This is a genomic window from Miniphocaeibacter massiliensis, assembly GCF_900232905.1.
GTDB classification, from domain to species: Bacteria; Bacillota; Clostridia; order Tissierellales; family Peptoniphilaceae; genus Miniphocaeibacter; species Miniphocaeibacter massiliensis.
Map to the genome: position 1 here is coordinate 1 of NZ_OCTQ01000007.1, position 18,096 is coordinate 18,096.

The 18,096-nt window shown below is 27.8% G+C and carries 20 protein-coding genes and 1 pseudogene; 9 read left to right on the forward strand and 12 right to left on the reverse strand.

Annotated features, from left to right (window positions below):
* From CS899_RS11180 to CS899_RS10160, 4 genes are all read left to right on the forward strand, one after another.
* On the forward strand, positions 1 to 158 hold a 158-nt coding region (locus CS899_RS11180; protein WP_129582304.1), incomplete at its 5' end, for a cell wall-binding repeat-containing protein.
* A 492-nt stretch (positions 159 to 650) separates the two neighbouring features.
* Entirely contained in the window at positions 651 to 1,127 is a 477-nt protein-coding gene (locus CS899_RS10150; protein ID WP_100066091.1) for a MarR family winged helix-turn-helix transcriptional regulator, read from the forward strand.
* 13 nt (positions 1,128 to 1,140) lie between these two features.
* The gene (locus CS899_RS10155) at positions 1,141 to 1,872 is read left to right on the forward strand and encodes an ABC transporter ATP-binding protein (protein ID WP_100066092.1); all 732 of its coding nucleotides are present in this window, start codon (positions 1,141 to 1,143) and stop codon (positions 1,870 to 1,872) included.
* 2 nt (positions 1,873 to 1,874) lie between these two features.
* Entirely contained in the window at positions 1,875 to 2,792 is a 918-nt protein-coding gene (locus tag CS899_RS10160; protein WP_100066093.1) for a SufB/SufD family protein, read from the forward strand.
* A gap of 165 nt (positions 2,793 to 2,957) precedes the next feature.
* On the opposite strand, the gene CS899_RS10165 is transcribed toward CS899_RS10160, so the two are convergent.
* From CS899_RS10165 to CS899_RS10215, 11 genes are all read right to left on the reverse strand, one after another.
* The gene (locus CS899_RS10165; protein WP_100066094.1) at positions 2,958 to 3,182 is read right to left on the reverse strand and encodes a DUF951 domain-containing protein; all 225 of its coding nucleotides are present in this window, start codon (positions 3,180 to 3,182) and stop codon (positions 2,958 to 2,960) included.
* 23 nt (positions 3,183 to 3,205) lie between these two features.
* Complete coding sequence (locus CS899_RS10170) at positions 3,206 to 4,045, reverse strand: mechanosensitive ion channel family protein (protein ID WP_100066095.1); 840 nt, start codon at positions 4,043 to 4,045, stop codon at positions 3,206 to 3,208.
* Between the two features lies 1 nt (position 4,046).
* Positions 4,047 to 4,298, reverse strand: coding sequence for a putative Se/S carrier protein (locus CS899_RS10175; protein WP_100066096.1), 252 nt, complete (start codon positions 4,296 to 4,298; stop codon positions 4,047 to 4,049).
* On the reverse strand, positions 4,298 to 4,891 hold the full coding sequence (gene yedF / locus CS899_RS10180; RefSeq protein ID WP_100066097.1) for a sulfurtransferase-like selenium metabolism protein YedF: 594 nt from the start codon (positions 4,889 to 4,891) through the stop codon (positions 4,298 to 4,300). Before yedF ends, CS899_RS10175 begins: the two co-directional genes overlap by 1 nt.
* The gene (locus CS899_RS10185) at positions 4,878 to 5,942 is read right to left on the reverse strand and encodes a DUF5711 family protein (protein WP_100066098.1); all 1,065 of its coding nucleotides are present in this window, start codon (positions 5,940 to 5,942) and stop codon (positions 4,878 to 4,880) included. Before CS899_RS10185 ends, yedF begins: the two co-directional genes overlap by 14 nt.
* A gap of 144 nt (positions 5,943 to 6,086) precedes the next feature.
* Positions 6,087 to 6,929 (reverse strand): AraC family transcriptional regulator, encoded by an 843-nt coding sequence (locus CS899_RS10190; protein WP_100066099.1) that lies wholly within the window; start codon positions 6,927 to 6,929, stop codon positions 6,087 to 6,089.
* A gap of 153 nt (positions 6,930 to 7,082) precedes the next feature.
* Positions 7,083 to 7,667, reverse strand: a complete 585-nt coding sequence (gene rbr / locus CS899_RS10195) for a rubrerythrin (protein ID WP_100066130.1) — start codon at positions 7,665 to 7,667, stop codon at positions 7,083 to 7,085.
* A gap of 116 nt (positions 7,668 to 7,783) precedes the next feature.
* Complete coding sequence (locus CS899_RS10200) at positions 7,784 to 9,526, reverse strand: NADH-dependent [FeFe] hydrogenase, group A6 (RefSeq protein ID WP_340637869.1); 1,743 nt, start codon at positions 9,524 to 9,526, stop codon at positions 7,784 to 7,786.
* Positions 9,527 to 9,539: 13 nt separating this feature from the next.
* Positions 9,540 to 11,024, reverse strand: coding sequence for an NADH-quinone oxidoreductase subunit NuoF (gene nuoF / locus CS899_RS10205; RefSeq protein WP_242491904.1), 1,485 nt, complete (start codon positions 11,022 to 11,024; stop codon positions 9,540 to 9,542).
* Positions 11,025 to 11,410: 386 nt separating this feature from the next.
* Positions 11,411 to 11,911 (reverse strand): NADH-quinone oxidoreductase subunit NuoE, encoded by a 501-nt coding sequence (gene nuoE / locus CS899_RS10210; RefSeq protein ID WP_100066101.1) that lies wholly within the window; start codon positions 11,909 to 11,911, stop codon positions 11,411 to 11,413.
* Between the two features lie 444 nt (positions 11,912 to 12,355).
* Entirely contained in the window at positions 12,356 to 13,063 is a 708-nt protein-coding gene (locus CS899_RS10215; RefSeq protein ID WP_164995914.1) for a Crp/Fnr family transcriptional regulator, read from the reverse strand.
* Positions 13,064 to 13,289: 226 nt separating this feature from the next.
* On the opposite strand from CS899_RS10215, the gene CS899_RS10220 reads away from it, so the two are divergent.
* Entirely contained in the window at positions 13,290 to 14,123 is an 834-nt protein-coding gene (locus tag CS899_RS10220; protein ID WP_100066103.1) for a prephenate dehydratase, read from the forward strand.
* Here the strand turns inward: CS899_RS10220 and CS899_RS10225 are convergent, their stop codons facing one another.
* Positions 14,124 to 14,996, reverse strand: coding sequence for a prephenate dehydrogenase (locus CS899_RS10225; RefSeq protein WP_207204785.1), 873 nt, complete (start codon positions 14,994 to 14,996; stop codon positions 14,124 to 14,126). It abuts the gene before it with no gap.
* A gap of 162 nt (positions 14,997 to 15,158) precedes the next feature.
* On the opposite strand from CS899_RS10225, the gene vanR reads away from it, so the two are divergent.
* From vanR to CS899_RS10240, 4 genes and pseudogenes are all read left to right on the forward strand, one after another.
* A complete protein-coding gene (vanR, locus tag CS899_RS10230) occupies positions 15,159 to 15,851 on the forward strand; it encodes a VanR-ABDEGLN family response regulator transcription factor (protein ID WP_100066104.1) in 693 nt (230 codons plus the stop codon).
* A 76-nt stretch (positions 15,852 to 15,927) separates the two neighbouring features.
* Positions 15,928 to 16,767: a sensor histidine kinase gene (locus tag CS899_RS11185; protein WP_479724605.1), complete on the forward strand. Its 840-nt coding sequence runs from the start codon at positions 15,928 to 15,930 to the stop codon at positions 16,765 to 16,767.
* Positions 16,746 to 16,937 (forward strand): annotated as a pseudogene (locus CS899_RS11190) (ATP-binding protein); the annotation flags it as partial. The gene CS899_RS11185 and the pseudogene CS899_RS11190, both read left to right, overlap by 22 nt.
* Before the next feature lie 123 nt (positions 16,938 to 17,060).
* Positions 17,061 to 18,095: a D-alanine--D-alanine ligase family protein gene (locus tag CS899_RS10240; protein ID WP_100066105.1), complete on the forward strand. Its 1,035-nt coding sequence runs from the start codon at positions 17,061 to 17,063 to the stop codon at positions 18,093 to 18,095.
* The last annotated feature ends 1 nt before the right edge of the window (position 18,096 follow it).

Sequence of the window (18,096 nt, forward strand, 5' to 3'; positions counted from 1 at the left end):
ACCCTAATCATGTAGTAGTAGCAAGAGGAGATATGTTCCCAGATGCAATAGTAGGAGCACCATATGCAGCTAAGAACAAATATCCAATAGTATTATCTAGACCAACAGAAGTACCTAAAGTAGTTTTGGATTATATTAATGTTGCACTATCAAAATAAAAATAAAAAAAGCAATTTAGAAATTTCTAAATTGCTTTTTTATTTATCTAAACATTTACTTTTTCTTTCTAAATTGAAATGCTCCCAATCATATAATTCCCTTTAATAATACACTTAGTTCAAATATTGCAACTATTCAAGCTTTAGATAAATTATAATTTTCTGGTTCTGTTGTAGATACTGGTAATGTAAGTTTACCATTCTCACTATACCTGTTTTTATTTTATAGTATATACTATTTTTTCATAATTTATATTTTCTAAGTTATCAAATTTATAGATAAAGTACTAAATAAATAAAAAATAGTTACTTAATTAAGTTTTATTTATTTTACAAGAATAATCTTTTAATATTCTAAAATTAAATGAACTTCTACTAAAATATACTTTTAAACTATTTTCTGTATTATATACTGTGTTAATTTGTTTAGTTGCTAAACAATCTTGACTTATTTCTATTATATAGCTATACTTTTTAAATGGGGGAAATTATATGCAATGTGAAATAATAGATAAATTTTTTATTACTTTCGATAAAATTTTAGAAAATGATAAACTTCCTAAAGACTATGGTTTAGGAGTTTTATTGCACAATTCAGAATTAAATTTCTTGTATACTATCAACCAAAATCCTGATGCTAATGTAAAAGATTTATCCAATATATTAAATATAACTAAGGGTGCTGTTACTCAGTTTGGAAATAAGCTAGAAAATAAAGGATTGATTTTACGTTATTTTAAAAACGGAAATAAGAAAGAAAAATTTTTTAAACTTACTGAGCTTGGAGAAAGTATAAGTATTAAACATATTAGTTTTCGCAATGATGCAAATAGAAAAGTATGTAGTTATTTATCAACTTTATCTGTACATGAGCGAGAAACTATTTCAAAATTTTTAGATAAAATATCTATGCTTCCTATTAGTAGGTTTGAATGTGAATGTGGTTGTTACTATACAACCACGCTTTAAAAAGGGGGAAATAATGCTAGAACTTAAAAATATAAGTTTTGACGCTATAGAAGATAGCGGTAGTGTAGAAAAAGAAATCTTAAGAAATGTTAATTTAACTGTTGATACAAATAGTTTTGTTGTTATAACAGGACCTAATGGTAGTGGAAAATCAACTTTAGCAAAAATAATTATGGGATTAAAAAAACCTACAAGTGGGCAAATACTATTAGATGGTATAGATATAACTAATTATAGTATTACAGAAAGAGCAAAAGTTGGAGTTGGATTCGCTTTTCAACAGCCTGTACGTTTTAAAGGTCTTACTGTTAGAGATTTATTAAATTTCTCTTCAGGTAAAAAACTAGATACTCATTTAGCTTGTAATTATTTAGCAGAGGTTGGTCTTTGTGCTGCTGATTATATAAATAGAGAATTAAATGATAGCCTTTCTGGTGGTGAAATGAAAAGAATTGAAATTGCTATGTTAATGGCTAGAAAAGTTAAACTTTCAATTTTTGATGAACCTGAAGCTGGCATTGATTTATGGAGTTTTAACAATTTAATAGATGTTTTTAAAAAATTAAGAATTGAAACTAATGGTTCCATAATAATTATTTCTCACCAAGAACGTATTTTGGATATTGCTGACAAAGTAGTTGTCCTTGACAATGGTACTGTTACTAGCGTTGGTACTAAAGAAGAAATTTTGCCAGATTTATTAGGTGCTCCAGATTTATGTGAATTTTACAAGGAGAGAGTGTAGTTATGGATAATACAAAAAAAAGCTTGTTAAATACAGTAGCTGATATAAATGAAAAACCAGAAGGTGCTTATAATATAAGAGTTAATGGAAAAAGTGAAGGAAGAGCTAGTACAAAAAATATTAGAATTGAAAGTCGTGATGATGGAAAAGGAATTAATATTTTTGTAGCACCCGGTACAAAAAACGAATTTGCTCATATTCCTGTTGTTATTGATAATAGTGGACTTATAGATGAAGTATATAATGATTTTTATATTGGAGAAAACTGTGATATTCAAATAGTTGCAGGTTGTGGTATACACAATGATGGTGAGCACTTAACCCAACACGATGGTATTCATACATTCCATATTGGAGAAAACTCAAAAGTTAAATACATTGAGAAACATTATGGTGAAGGTGGTGGAAGCGGAGAAAATATCCTAAATCCAATTACTATTCTACACCTAAAAAAGGGAAGCTTTTTAGAAATGGAATCTATGCAAATAGAAGGAGTTAACTCTACTAAAAGAGTTACTCAAGCAGATATTGCCGATGATGCTTCATTAGTTATAAAAGAAATTATAATGACTAGCGGTAAGCAAACTGCTATTACTGACTTTAAAGTTGACTTAAATGGCGAAAACTCAAGTGCTACTGTTGCTTCAAGATCTGTCGCAAAAGATGATTCAAAACAATATTTTTATTCGGAAATTTCTGGAAATAATGCTTGTACTGGTCACTCAGAATGTGATGCCATCATTATGGATAATGCCATGGTTAAAGCCGTTCCAGATGTTACTGCAAACCATGTAGATGCTTCATTAATTCATGAAGCTGCCATTGGAAAAATAGCTGGGGCTCAGATAACAAAATTAATGACTTTAGGATTAACTGAAGAAGAAGCTGAAAAAGAAATAGTAAGTGGATTTTTAAGATAAATTAAAAGAAGCATATGTAAAATATATGATTCTTTTTTAATAACATATTATTGTATATCCTATTACTCTAATGTTATTTATATCATTTTCTTTTCATATTTTTACCTTTCTAATTATTCCCGATAATTTTGTTTACAAATTTAAAAAGAGGCTATTTTTAGCCTCTTAGTTTTCTTCAGGTTCATAATGTATTATCGATATAAATTTACCTTCGTTAGTCTTTATTCTTCTTATTCTTTTTTCAAAATCTACTCTAGACAACCACACAACTCTATTACAGCCCTGACACTCTAATTTTATATCTAATCCCGTTCTTAATATCTTCCAACTATTTTCTCCACAAGGATGACCTTTTTTTAAAGTTACTATATCATCTACTTTATATTTCATATAATCTCTCCAAAATACTTCTTCTAATTTTCTACTTCTATTTCTTTTTTTAATGCTTCTTTTATAAATAATTCTCTGATTTGAATTTCCACAGTTGCTTGTTTTCCTGGTTTTGTCCAAGCTATTATAGCTATTTTTATACTATTTGAAATCCCAATATCTGTTATTCCTAATAAGTATGGTTTTACAGTTACGTTTTTATCTTTTCCAATTTTTTCAGTAATACTATTTACAATATTTTCAACTTCATTAATATCTTTAAACTCTGGTACAGTTATTTCTACATATGCTCTCTGATTTCCTTTTGACATATTTTTTACTGTAGTTATATTTCCATTCCCTATTGTTGTAATGGATCCGTCAAATCCTTTGATTTTAGTAGTTTTCATTCCAAATTCTACTACATTTCCAGATATTATATTATTGATTAAAATATTATCTCCTATTTCATACTGCCCTTCAAAAATTATAAATATACCTGATATAACATCTTTTACTAAAGATTGAGCTCCAAAACCAAGAGCTACCCCTCCTATTCCTGCTGCTCCTACTATATATCCTGTATTAAACCCAAATTTATCTAGTACTTGCATAATTGCAAAAAAATAAATTATATATTTTAAAGCATTATTTATTACTGATGTGATTGTCATACTTTTTTTCACATCTATTAATTTATTTTCCAATTTACTTGAATTTTTTTCTAGAACTTTTTTAAATACTTTATGAATTAATTTAACTATAATAGTTGCGATAATAAAAACAACTAGAGCATATGTCAATTTCCCAAAAATATTTAGAGTATTATTTTCAGTATAAAATATACTTTTTATCTTCTCTATTATTGTAATAATTTTTTCCATATTAATATGCTCTTTCTACTTCAACAATTCCTTCTTCTTTCTTGTATTTCCAAATATATCCTATTGGAAGCTCTTTTTTTAATTCAATCATTTCTTCTAAGAATTCTTTATTAAGCATTATAGAAAGTCCACAGCTCCTACTTATTTCTCTGGGAGTTGGTATAGTCTTTATTGTATATCCTTTTTCTATTAATTTACTTTCTGTCATCATTGTATAATTTACAGAATCAAATGTTAATAATATTACATCCATTATCTTATTATCACATTCCTTGAAGCTTCTTTCAATTTTTCATAAATAGTGTACATATTTGAAATTTCTCCAACTTTTAATTTATCTTTTAAATTATAGAAATCTAAACATGTTCCACATGAATATATTTCTACTCCTTGTTCTGATAATTTTTGCAAATCATCTAATACTGGTGAATTTTCACAAGTTAAAAATACTCCACTATTGTAAAATATCAAAGTATTTGGTAAAGGCTTTGTTTCTGTGACTGTGTATATGTATGATTTCATAAGAATTTCTCCTAATTTATCATCTCCACCACCCATTTTGTTTGAAGCTATAGCTAAGGTCAATTCTCCATTATCTATTATTGTCAATTCTTTTCCATTATCTTCTACTGCAACTTTTTTAATAGTTACATCAAACTCATTATCTGAAATAGTCTTTACACTATATTCAAAGCCTTGACCTTTTGCCAATTTTGATAAGTTTTCTACTGCAATTTTATTATCCACTTTAACTTCAACTTCACCTTCATTTAATTTGTCCAATTCATTTTTTGTTAATATCACAGGTTTTGGACACGTTAATCCCATTGCATTAATTTTCTTCATTATTTCCTCCTACGCTTAATTTTGCCTTAGTAACTGTATCTGTATGCAATAAATATAAACCATTATTGTTTATAATATACCCTTGTATATCTTCTACACTATACAGTTCACTTATTTTATCACCTTTATGTTTATAATAACCATAGTTGTTACCACCTATTAATGCCGCCTTATTTCCTTCTGCATAAATGTTCTTAAAGTCTGATTCTAATTCTACTGATGTTTCTATTTTTAAATCAAAATCATATACATTTAATATATCACCTTTAAGAACAAATATATTAGAGTCTGAAATTGATATATCTTTAAAATCATCAATCATTATTTTATTTATTATTTGAAAGTTTTCAAATACAATTATTTGTTTATTGCTAACTGTTAAATATCTTTCATCATCTACGAATTCTGAATGCATTATTACTTCATCTAAAAATGTTTGTTTTATTTCTTTATTTTCTTCTATATCTTTCAAATAAATATTCGATTTAAAATTATCTTCTGTTGATGATAGAGATGTAACTACTAAGTTAGTTTTCTCACTTGACACAGATATTGTGCTTATTGCATCTTCTATTTCACCTTTTGTAATTAATTCACCTTCAAAATCATAACATTCATAATTGTCTTCTCCTACTATGTATATAATTTCTTTTTTTAAATTAACATATTCTATTTCAAAGGGAATCTCCAGCTTTTTTAATATTTTTGCCTCAGAATCTAAGATATACATATTCTTATTATCATAAACAAATAATTTATTTGATTCTCCTATTATTTTTGCATCATTAATAGGTATTGTTGATGATATTTTATCTTTTCCTTCTTTATCATATGATTTTATATTATTTCCATTTAATATATATATTTCTTCATCCAAAATAGCAATGTTCTTATAATTTCCATTAAATGGAATATTTTTCATATCTCCTACCACTTTGTTCCCAAATCTAATTTTCAAAAAAACTAATGTTACTACAATTATAAGAGTAAGAACTATAAATATAATTTTTATTTTTTTATTTTTCATTTTCTTGTCTTTATTATTTTCCAATTATATCTTCCTCTGTAACTGTTTATTTTTTGTTTCCAATACAATTATTTTACCATATGATCTAAACTATTCGTATATTAAATTACTTATTGTAAAATATAACAAAAAAAGACCACTTTAAGTGGTCTTTTTTATTATTTATTTTTACTTCTTCACTATTGGCAACCAAACTTCGTATTTTGTATTTTGGGGATTAGGATCATAATAAACTTCTAAGTCTGGTAAATTCGCATATTCGTACCCTGAATTGGGCAACCATTCTGTAAAAACTTTTTGCATCAAATTTTGAATAGATATTCCTGTACCTTCTCCTTCAAATATAGCCCATGTTGCTTCTGGAATTATATATTCTTCAAATTCTTCATTTTCTATTGAACTTGCAACTGCTATAAAGTATCTCCAATTATCTTCTTCATTACACACATTAACACCTAATAATGCTTTTGTATCTTCATTCATAATATTAACTAGTTTATCAATAGTTCCATCTTCCATACATTTTGTCCATATTGAAGGAATTTTCATCATATTTTTTTCCATGTCTTTTTCTAATGGTACTGATACACCTAATATTCTCATTTCTTTCTTTTGTTCAATTTTATAGTTCATTTCTTCTACCCCTTTAATTATTATTTGAAAACTTAATGGTGGATAAGACTTTATAATAACCCCATCTTCTTTAACTTTTGATGGAGCAATTCCATGTATAGATTTGAATGCTCTATTAAAAGATGTTGGAGAATTATATCCATATTTTAATGCAACATCTAATATTTTATTCCCCATCTGTAAGTCAATTACTGCTAATGACATTTTTCTTCTTCTAATATACTCCGACAATGTTACATTTGCCATATACGAAAACATCCTTTGAAAATTATATTGTGAACAATAGCATATTTTAGCTATTTTTTCATAATCTATATCTCCAGTGATATTTTCCTCTATATATTCTAAAGCTTTGTTTAAACTCTTAACCCAATCCATTTAAGTTCTCCCTGTAATTAAAGTATATGCTCATTATATATTATATACCTCTCTTTTATTGCACAATTTAGATAGCTCTCAAAATAAAAAGAGATATTACCTAAATAATACCTCTTTTCCCCCTATTTTTGTATAACCCCTTGTGATTGAATATTAATAAGTTTCTTTAAATACTTCAAAATAAGCTTGAGGGTGAGCACAAGCTGGACAAGTTTCTGGTGCAGATGCTCCTGTGTGAACATATCCACAATTATTGCATTTCCACTCCACTACTTCTTCCTTTTTAAATACTTCACCATTTTCTATATTAGCTAATAATTTTCTAAATCTTCTTTCATGTCTATCTTCTACTTCGGCTATTTCTCTCCAAACATGAGCTATTTCTTTAAATCCTTCTTCTTCAGCAATTTTAGCAAACTCTGGATACATGTCGACAAACTCTTCATGCTCACCATTTGCAGATTCTAGTAAATTTTCTGCTGTAGTACCTAATTCTACTGGATAGTTCCACTCTACTTCTACAGTCTCACCTTTTAAATCTTTGTTCAAAAATTTAAAAAATCTTTTACCATGTTCTTTCTCATTCCTTGCTGTTTCTTCAAATATATTTGATATTTGTACATATCCCTCTTTTTTTGCTATGGATGCATAATATGTATATCTCATAGTAGCTTGAGACTCACCTGCAAAAGAAATCATTAAATTTTTTGCTGTTTTAGTTCCTTTTAAACTCATAATATCTCCTTTTATATTTATAATATTTTTATAATCATTACAATTACAGTGTAACAATTAAAATTATGATTGTCAATTTTTTATTATTAAACTTTACCTTTTTGATATTAATTATCAATCTATAATCTTGGTCTAGCTTTATACTTAGTGTGCAATAATTCTTCAGATTTTTCTGATCCTGGTCTTTCTAAAAATTCTTCATATAATTCTTTTATCATAGGATTTTCATGAGCTTTTCTTATCTTTTTATCCCTGTCTACTTTGTATATTCCCTCAGCTCTTTTTCTTAAAATAGATAAATCTCCATAATGATATGGTTGTCCTGCACCTCCTATACATCCTCCAGGGCACGCCATAACTTCAATTGCATCAAAATGTACTTCTTTCTTTTTAATTTTTTCTAATAGCCTTCTTGTATTTCCCAATCCATTTGCCACTGCAATCTTTATTAATCTACCTTCTATTTCAAGTTCTGTTGTCTTTATTCCTTTTATCCCTCTAAGTTCAGTAAATTCCATATATCCTAATTCTTTTCCTGTTAACCACTCATATGCAGTTCTAACTGTAGCTTCTATTACACCACCTGTTGATCCAAATACAGCTCCAGCTCCTGAAGATTCTCCCATTATGTTATCAAATTCGTCTTCATTTAAAAGCTCAAAATTAATACCAGATTCTTTTATCATAATTCCTAGTTCTCGTGTAGTTATGACAATATCAACATCTCTAGTACCATTGTTCATTAATTCTTCCCTTGCTGATTCATATTTTTTTGCTACACAAGGCATTACTGAAACTACTACAATATCTTCTGGATTTATCCCTTCTTTTTCTGCAAAATATGTTTTTGCAACTGCTCCAAACATTTCATGAGGTGATTTACATGATGAAGGTATATCTAACATATCTGGGAATTGTTGTTCCATAAAATTTACCCAAGAAGGGCAACAACTAGTTAATATAGGAATTTTACCTCCATTTTTCAATCTATCTGCAAATTCATGAGCCTCTTCCATAACAGTTAAATCTGCTGCAAAATTTGTATCAAATACCTTTGAAAATCCTAAATTTCTTAATGCTGATACCATTTTCCCCGTCAGATTTTCCCCTGGTTCAAAACCAAATTCTTCTCCTATTGCAACCCTTATTGCTGGAGCTGTCTGTACTATTACATACTTGCTGTTGTCGTGCAAAACGTTCCATAATTCTCCAATATTATTTATTTCTGTCAATGCTCCAGTAGGGCACACCGCAACGCATTGCCCACAAAATGTACATACCGTATTATGCATAGATCTATCAAAAGTTGATCCAACATAAGTATTAAATCCTCTACCTATTGTCGCAAGTGCTCCAACTGTTTGGGTTTCATTACATGCTGTTTCACATCTCTTACATAATATACATTTGTTTGGATCTCTTTTTATAGAAAGACTATCTACATCTATCTTAAAATTATTTTTTTCTCCACTATAATGTATTTTTCTTATTCCTAAATCTGCTGCTAATTTTTGTAATTCACAATTCATATTTTTTGCACAAGTTAGGCATTCTGTTGGATGATTTGAAAGTAATAGTTCAACAATAGCCCTTCTAGCTTTTATAGCTTTAGCAGACTCTGTTTTTATTTCCATACCTTCATATACTGGAGTTGCACAGGCAGCTACCAATCTTCCCGTATTAACAACTTCTACCATACAAACTCTACAAGAAGCTCTCTTGTTTTCTAATTCTATTTCATGTAAATTTAAATGACATAATGTAGGAATTTTAATTTTCAGCCTTTTTGCTGCTGAGAGAATTGTTGTCCCTTCTTCAACAGATAAGCTATTTTCATTTATTTTTATATTAACCATTTTCATATTTTAGGGTCTCCTATTCTTTAATTATTGCATTTACTGGACAGCCATTATAACATGCTCCACATTTTATACATTTTGAATTATCTATAACATGGACTTCTCTAACTTTTCCAGATATACAATGTGTAGGGCATAATTTTGCACATTTTGTACAACCTATACAACTATCTATTATTGAATAATTAATCAAAGAATTACAAACTTTAGCTGGGCAATGTTTATTTAAAACATGATCTTCATACTCTTTCCTAAATCTACTTAGTGTTGATAAAACAGGATTAGGAGCTGATTGCCCTAAAGCACATAGAGATGTATCTTTTATAATTTCCGCTAAATTTTCTAAATCTCCTAAATCTTTCTCCTCCGCTTTTCCTTCAGTAATCTTAACTAATATTTCTTGAAGTCTTTTATTACCTATTCTACAAGGTGTGCATTTACCACAAGATTCCTCCAATGTGAACTCTAAATAGAACTTTGCAATATCTACCATGCAACTATCTTCTGACATCACTATCATTCCACCTGATCCCATCATAGATCCTTTTTCTATCAATGAATCATAGTCTATAGGAGTATCCAAATCTTCTGCTGTTATGCACCCTCCTGATGGGCCACCTGTCTGTACTGCTTTAAATTGCTTACCACCCGGAATTCCACCACCTATTTCATAAATTATTTCTCTTAAAGTTATTCCCATAGGAACTTCAATAATACCTGGCCTATTTATCTCTCCACCTAGTGTAAATACTTTCGTACCTTTTGATTTTTCAGTTCCTATAGAACTAAACCATTTAGAGCCATCTAAAATAATTCTAGTTATATTTGCATATGTTTCAACATTATTTATTAAAGTTGGTTTACCATAAAGTCCAGATTCTGCTGGATAAGGTGGTTTAGGGTTTGGCTCACCCCTTTTTCCTTCTATTGAGTTCATTAGTGCTGTTTCTTCTCCACAAACAAAAGCACCAGCTCCTAATTTTAATTTAATATTAAATGAAAAGTCTGTCCCAAAAATATTCTTTCCTAAAACCCCCATTTTCTCAGCTTCATCTATACTCTTATTTAACCTATCTACCGCTGAAGGATATTCAGCTCTTATATAAATAAAGCCTTCATCAGCACCTATTGCATATCCTGCAATAGCCATTGCTTCTAGAACTGAATGAGGATCTCCCTCCAATATAGATCTATCCATAAAAGCTCCTGGATCTCCTTCATCTGCATTGCATATTACATATTTTTTATCACTTAAACTTTTCCTAGTTAATTCCCACTTAAATCCTGTTGGAAAACCTCCTCCTCCTCTACCTCTTAATCCGCTATCAATTATCTCTTTAGTAACTTCTTCAGGTGTCATTTCTGAAATAACTTTATCTAAAGCAAAATATCCATCAGCCGCTATGTATTCTTCTATTGAACTTGGATCAATATATCCACAATTCTTATGTGCTATTTTAAGCTGTTTTTTATAGTATGACACTTCATATATAGATTTCATTATATCTTCTGATATAGCTTCTTCGTAAATAAGATCTTTTACTGTTTTATTCCCTATCAAATCTTCTTCTATTATTCTTTTAGCGTCACCAATTTTTAAAGATGCGTAAAATTTCCCTCCAGGATGTACAACAGCAATAGGTCCTGCTGCACAAAGCCCAAAACATCCAACTCTTACAATACTAATTACTTTTTCTAATCCTTTATTTCTTAGCTCTTCTCTAAATTCTTTTTCTATAATGTTACTCTTTGATGATCTGCAACCTGTATCTCCACAAATTAACACTTGTTTATTGTAAATGCTATACACATTTTCTAGTTCTTTTTTCCTTAAAGACATCTTTGGCAAAGTTTGTTCTTTTATTTTTATTAAATCATTCCTTTTAATCATACTCTCACCTCTTTACGATGTTCTTTAAGTATTTTTTCTATATCAGATGATTTTACTTTTCCATATACTTCTCCATTTATAACCATTACTGGTGCTAGTCCACACGCTCCTATGCATCTTACTCCTTCAATAGAATACTCTCCATCTTCACTTGTTTCTCCACTTTTTATACCCAGTTGATTAGTTAATTCTACCAATATATCGTTCGCTCCTTTTACATAACAAGCTGTTCCTGTACAAACAGATATATCCATCTCCCCTTTTGGTATAAATCTGAATTGGGAATAAAAAGTTGCTACTCCAAAAATCTCAGAAGAATGTACTTCTAATTCTAGAGCTATAATATCCACTATTGCCTCTGGTATAAAGCCATACTCTTGTTGAGCTTTCTGCAAAGCTGGCATAATAGCTCCTTGATCATTTTTAATTGTTTTTAGATAATTTGTAAACTCCCTTAGTTTAGGCATATCTTTTTCAATGTCATAATTATACTCCATAAAAACCCCCTAATTGATATTTTTATATCTATATTATATACTTTAATGCATTTTATAGCTAATTGATAAACTTTGTTTTTTATTTGCATTTTTGTATTTTTATAATTTTTTTATCCTTTTTAATTAATAAAATGATGTTTATTAGTATATTTATATATATTTTTTTATATCTTATAGATTTTTTAAATTATCATTTTTTGTAAATTTTTTATAATATTAAACTTTCCTTAACATTTCTTACTTTAGGATCATTTTTGACCCTATTATATATTCTAATTATTCTTTTCTGTTAATATATTTAAAAGATAAAAATTGTGAATATCAATTATATTTTTGTCTTCTTAGTTTTTTGATATAATTTTATACATTATAATATCTTATATATCATTTTTTTATTTTCCCAAATAAAAAAGCATAAACCGTTAAGTTTATGCTTCGTTTAAATTAATATTCTCCTGCTAAATCTTCTAAAACTTCCATATTATATATAAGAATTTTTTTATTACCAAGTATATCTATATATCCTTTTTCTTTAAATTGATGTAATTTTCTAGTAATAGTTTCTCTACTAGTACCTGCAAAACTAGCCATTTCCTCACGACTTATAGGAAAAGCTAACAACACACCATCTACAGTTCTGGTTCCAAATATATCTGCTAAATCTAATAAAAGACTAGCTACTTTTCCATCTGCAGTACCTGCGAATAATCTTTTTACCAATCCCTCTGCCCATCTTATTCTCTCATCTGATTTTTCAAGTATTCTTCTAAGAGTTATTGGATTATTTAAAGCTATCTCTTCAAATTTTTCTTTAGATAAAGTGACTATTATTCCTTCTTCTAATGCCTTGCCTATATATCTATATTCATCATCTTGTAATATATTAAGTCCGCCTACAAAGTCTCCTGGAGAATAAATATATAAAATCTGTTCTCTTCCATCTAATAAATTATTATATATCTTTATTCTTCCTTCAACTATTATATATAATCTACTTGCAGAATCTCCTGTTTCAAAAATTATATCTCCATTTTTTACTTCAAAAAATTTTACACCTTCAAATATTATATTTTTTTCGTCTTTACTTAATCCATCAAAAAAAGGTATTTCTTCTAATAATTTTTCATAATTTAAATTGTCGCATTCTCTCATGCCAATCATCCTTTTATAAATAATTTAAAATCTTTCCCTTTTACTATTATACCACTATTTTTGATATTAAATCTATCACTTTACAATTCTAATAAAAGTATATATTTAATTAGACTTATAAAATAATATTTATAATGAATTTGTAACTCAAAAATCTTAGATACAATACTCTACTTTAATATATTAATATGATATAATATACAAAATAACTTTATAGGAGATAAATATGAAAATAGGGTATCAAGGTGTTCCTGGTGCATACAGCGAGGTAGCTACAATAAATTTTTTCGGAAAAGATGGATATGAAGCAATTGGTTATGATAGTTTTAGACCTTTAATAAGAGATTTGTCTAACAATTCTTTAGATTATGCAGTTCTTCCCATTGAGAATTCAACAACCGGCATAATTTATCGAACCATGGACTTGATAAGACATAATAATATTTTTGCTGTTGGAGAAGTATTTGTTCCAATACACCATCAGCTTATAGGTTTTCCTGAAGCAACGTTTGAAGATATTACTGATGTTTATTCTCATCCTGAAGCCCTTAGTCAATGTAACTACTTTTTTGAATACAACGAGCAACTTAATCCAATCTCTTGGAAAGACACTTCTGAAAGTGTAGATTATATAAAAAGAAACAATTTAAAAACTTCTGCTGCCTTAGCTAGTAAAAGAGCTGCTGAAATATATGGCATGAAAATTATTAGAGAAAATGTTCAAGACATATCTTATAATACAACAAGATTTTTAATTTTTAGAAATGCTATAAAAGTTCCTGAAAATGCAAATAAAACCACTATGTACTTTCAAGTAAAACATACAGCTGGAGCATTATTGTCAGCTCTTCAATGTTTTGCCGATGAAAATCTAAATTTAATAAATTTAAATTCAAGACCTCTCGGAAATGAAAACATATTTCAATATGGTTTCTTCTTAGAAATTGATGAAAGTTTAAATAGTGAAGCAATGAAAAAAACAATTGAAGCTATCAAACCACATGTAACTTTAACAAATATAATAGGAAGCTACCCTAAAGGTGAACTTCCCTTTAAATAATTAAATTTCTCTTGAACGTTTTTGACGACTTTGCTCTAGGATATTCCATATTTTATCGTATTCGGAATTTTCTAGAGCATTTTTTAATTTAGAAAATTCTTCTAAAAATTTATCCATTTCTTTTAATAAATCCTCTTTTGACTCTAAAAATGCATCAGTCCACAAGTCAGGATTAATTCTTGCCACTCTAGTAATATCTTTAAAACTTCCACCTACAAAATATTCTACCTGATCATCATAAGATGGTGAATTAGTTATTGCTACAGAAATAGCATGTACAAGTTGACTTGCATATGCTATTTTTTGATCATGGGTTTCTATATCTGTTATTTCTACAGATTTACACTTAATTGCAAATGCTAAATCTCTTATTAAATCAATATTCTCTTTTTTATTATTTTCAGTTGGAGTTAAAATATAGTTTGCATTATTAAAAATTGCTTTATCGGCATATAAAAAACCTCTATATTCATTCCCTGCCATAGGATGACCCGGTATATAATCAACATCTTTTCTTAAGAAAGAAAATATTTCGGGAACTAACTTTTTTTTAGTACCTGCAAGATCTGTAATAACAGTCCCTTCTTTCAAATACTTCTGATTTTTTTTAAGAAAATCTACAACCCCTGATGGATACATCGAAAGAATCAAGAGGTCAGTATCTCCTAATATTTTTTCAGTTTCTATTGAACCTTTATCTATTGCTCCTAAAGCTTCTGCTGCTGTTACAGTACTTTTAGTTCTCGAAATACCATATAAAATATTAGGTCTTATCCATTCCTTAATAGCTAAAGCCATTGAACCGCCTTCCATTCCAAGTCCAGCTACTGTTATATTCATATTAGATAATTTTTCTAAATACTTTTTATTCATTTTATATTTCCTTTACTATTTTTATTAATTCTTATTACTAAGTATATAACAATATTGTATAAACCTTAAGAAATTATTACAATTTACTAAAATATACTTCTTTAAAGCTTTTAACATCAATTTGTAATATAATTAAATTAGCAATTCATTAGGAGTAAATATATGAAAGAAAATATTTTAATAGTTGATGATGAAAAAGAAATTACCGATTTAGTAGAAATATACCTCAAAAATGAAGGATTCAATGTTTTTAAATTTTACAATGGAAAAGATGCAATAAACTGTATTAAAAACGAAAATCTAGATTTAGCTGTTTTAGATATAATGTTACCTGATATCGATGGTTTTAGTCTATGTCAAAGTATAAGAAAGGAATATCTATTCCCTGTAATTTTTTTAACAGCTAAAATAGAAGATGGTGATAAAATAATGGGTCTAACTTTTGGAGCAGACGATTATATGACCAAACCGTTTAACCCCTTAGAATTAGTTGCTCGAATAAAAACACAGCTGAGAAGATATAAACAATACAATAAAATTGATTTAAATAACGAAAAAAATATTTACGATAAAAACGGATTATTTATTGATTCAAATACTAGAAAAGTTAATTTAAATAATAAACCTTTAGATCTTACACCTATTGAATTTGATATTCTTTGGCATTTAGCTAAAAATAGCGGTAAAGTTGTAAGTTCAGAAGACCTTTTTGAAAAAGTCTGGAAAGAAAAGTATTTAAACAATAACAATACAGTTATGACTCATATTGCAAGACTTAGAGAAAAAATGAAGGAACCTTCTCGAAAACCAAAATATATAAAAACTGTTTGGGGAGTGGGATATACAATTGAATAAAAAAACAAAAAATAAACTATACAAAAATTTAAGCAAAGAAATACTTTTTAATATATTTCTAAAACCCCTTGCCACTATGATAGCATTAGTAATTTTAGAGTTTGTAATTTATGTAATAGGTTTTCAAATTTATTGGTATGCTGATGACCCTATATATATTTTTTTAATTTGGATATTAAATCACTTAGTTCAAATAAACATTGTAATAGCAATTGGATTTTTTATTTACTTTTTCTTTAAATCTTTAAGTATAATTAATACTTATCTTTTAGAAATAACTAATGCTGCTACTGAAATCACATCAGAAGATTCAAATTTCATTAAATTATCTCCTCCTTTGGAACCACTTGAAAATTTCTTAAATAAAAGTAAGCAAAGTTATAAAAAGAATCAAGAAATCGCTAAAGAATCTGAGCAAAGAAAGAATGATTTAATAATGTATTTAGCTCATGACCTTAAAACACCTCTTACTTCTGTTATAGGGTATCTTACTTTAATAGAAGATGAAAAGGAAATATCAAAAGAATTGAAAGAAAAGTACAATTCAATTGCTTTAGATAAAGCTCTTAGACTAGAAGATTTAATAAATGATTTCTTTGATATAACAAGGTTTAATCTAGCAAGCATAGAATTAGAAAAGTCTGAGGTTAATCTTTCTGTTATGCTAGAGCAAATAACCTATGAATTCCTACCTATTCTAAAAGAAAAAAACCTTTCTTTCGACTTGAATATTGAAAATGATGTTAACTATATTTGTGATATACAAAAAATGGAAAGAGTATTTGATAACCTAATAAGAAATGCTATTAATTACAGCTATGAAAATAATAAAATTAATATACTATTAAAACAAAAAAATAGTGAAATAATAATAAAGTTTACAAATAATGGATTACAATATCTGAAGAAAAGTTAAATAGACTTTTCGAGCAATTCTTTAGAGCAGATTCATCAAGATCTTCTCGTTCAGGAGGTTCTGGTTTAGGTTTAGCTATTTCTAAAGAAATAGTAGAACTGCATGGTGGAAAAATCAAAGCTGAAAGTCATGACAATATAATAAGTTTTACCATATTTTTGCCATTGTAAGTAATTCGTAAGAATTTCCTCATAAAATCGTATGTTTTTAGTTAGTAAAAATACAAATACAAACATCTTTATTTTGATAAATTAATAGTATCAAAATAAAGATGTTTTTTAATTGGAGGAAAAATGAAGAAAAAAATTTTAATTATTTTTGGGGGAAATTCTACTGAATATAAAGTATCCCTACAATCTGCTTATAGTATCTTAACAAATATTGATACTAAAAAATTTGAACCCATATCTATTGGTATAACAGAATCTGGTCAATGGTATTTGTACAAAGGTGATTATGAAAATATTCTAAATGATAAATGGATTAATGATTACGACAATCTAATCAAGGTAATATTAGTACCTAAAAAAGATTGCCAATGTAAACTTCTAGTATTAAATAGTAACCCATTGTCTTTTGATATAGCATTTCCTGTTATTCACGGAAAAAATGGAGAAGATGGAACAATTCAAGGACTATTTGAAATATATAAAATCCCATATATTGGTTGTAATGTAATATCTTCTGCTCTATGTATGGATAAATATATATCACATGCTGTAGTAAAAAACTTTAGTATAAAAATTCCTAAAGGATTTAAAGTAACTAAAAATTATAATTTTTCAGATATTTTAAATAAGTCTAGAAAATTAAATTATCCTCAATATATAAAACCAATAAATGGTGGTTCTTCTATTGGAATATCAAAAATAAACAATGAAACAAAATTAGAAAAAGCTTTAAATGAAGCTTTCAAATACGATAATGAAATTATTGTAGAAGAAAATATAGAAGGAACAGAGGTCGGTTGTTCAATTATAGGAAAAGAAAATTTAATAACTGGTGTTATTGATGAAATAAATTCTTCTGGTCACTTTTTTAACTATGATGAAAAATACTCTGATTCAGATGTAATAATACACACACCTGCAAAATTTTCTAAAGAACTTCACGAAGAAATTAAAGAAACTGCATTGAAAATATATAAAGCATTAAAATGTTCTGGATTTGCAAGAGTTGATATGTTCCTTACTCCAAGTAACGAAATAATATTCAACGAAGTTAATACTATACCTGGATTAACTCCAAATAGCAGATTTCCAAGAATGATGAAATTTAACGGAATTAGCTTTAAAGAACTTATAACTAAAATAATAGAGGTGAACTAAT

Excerpts from the sequence above, each read along its gene's own strand:
- CS899_RS10155 (WP_100066092.1), top strand. The coding sequence starts at position 1,141 with ATGCTAGAACTTAAAAATATAAGTTTTGACGCTATAGAAGATAGCGGT.
- CS899_RS10200 (WP_340637869.1), bottom strand. The coding sequence starts at position 9,526 with ATGAAAATGGTTAATATAAAAATAAATGAAAATAGCTTATCTGTTGAA.
- CS899_RS10165 (WP_100066094.1), bottom strand. The coding sequence starts at position 3,182 with ATGAAATATAAAGTAGATGATATAGTAACTTTAAAAAAAGGTCATCCT.
- CS899_RS10175 (WP_100066096.1), bottom strand. The coding sequence starts at position 4,298 with ATGGATGTAATATTATTAACATTTGATTCTGTAAATTATACAATGATG.
- CS899_RS10150 (WP_100066091.1), top strand. The coding sequence starts at position 651 with ATGCAATGTGAAATAATAGATAAATTTTTTATTACTTTCGATAAAATT.
- CS899_RS10190 (WP_100066099.1), bottom strand. The coding sequence starts at position 6,929 with ATGGATTGGGTTAAGAGTTTAAACAAAGCTTTAGAATATATAGAGGAA.
- vanR (WP_100066104.1), top strand. The coding sequence starts at position 15,159 with ATGAAAGAAAATATTTTAATAGTTGATGATGAAAAAGAAATTACCGAT.
- CS899_RS10220 (WP_100066103.1), top strand. The coding sequence starts at position 13,290 with ATGAAAATAGGGTATCAAGGTGTTCCTGGTGCATACAGCGAGGTAGCT.
- CS899_RS10170 (WP_100066095.1), bottom strand. The coding sequence starts at position 4,045 with ATGGAAAAAATTATTACAATAATAGAGAAGATAAAAAGTATATTTTAT.
- CS899_RS10225 (WP_207204785.1), bottom strand. The coding sequence starts at position 14,996 with ATGAATAAAAAGTATTTAGAAAAATTATCTAATATGAATATAACAGTA.
- CS899_RS10215 (WP_164995914.1), bottom strand. The coding sequence starts at position 13,063 with ATGAGAGAATGCGACAATTTAAATTATGAAAAATTATTAGAAGAAATA.
- nuoF (WP_242491904.1), bottom strand. The coding sequence starts at position 11,024 with ATGAAATCTATATATGAAGTGTCATACTATAAAAAACAGCTTAAAATA.
- CS899_RS11185 (WP_479724605.1), top strand. The coding sequence starts at position 15,928 with ATGATAGCATTAGTAATTTTAGAGTTTGTAATTTATGTAATAGGTTTT.
- CS899_RS10240 (WP_100066105.1), top strand. The coding sequence starts at position 17,061 with ATGAAGAAAAAAATTTTAATTATTTTTGGGGGAAATTCTACTGAATAT.
- nuoE (WP_100066101.1), bottom strand. The coding sequence starts at position 11,911 with ATGGAGTATAATTATGACATTGAAAAAGATATGCCTAAACTAAGGGAG.
- yedF (WP_100066097.1), bottom strand. The coding sequence starts at position 4,891 with ATGAAGAAAATTAATGCAATGGGATTAACGTGTCCAAAACCTGTGATA.
- CS899_RS10160 (WP_100066093.1), top strand. The coding sequence starts at position 1,875 with ATGGATAATACAAAAAAAAGCTTGTTAAATACAGTAGCTGATATAAAT.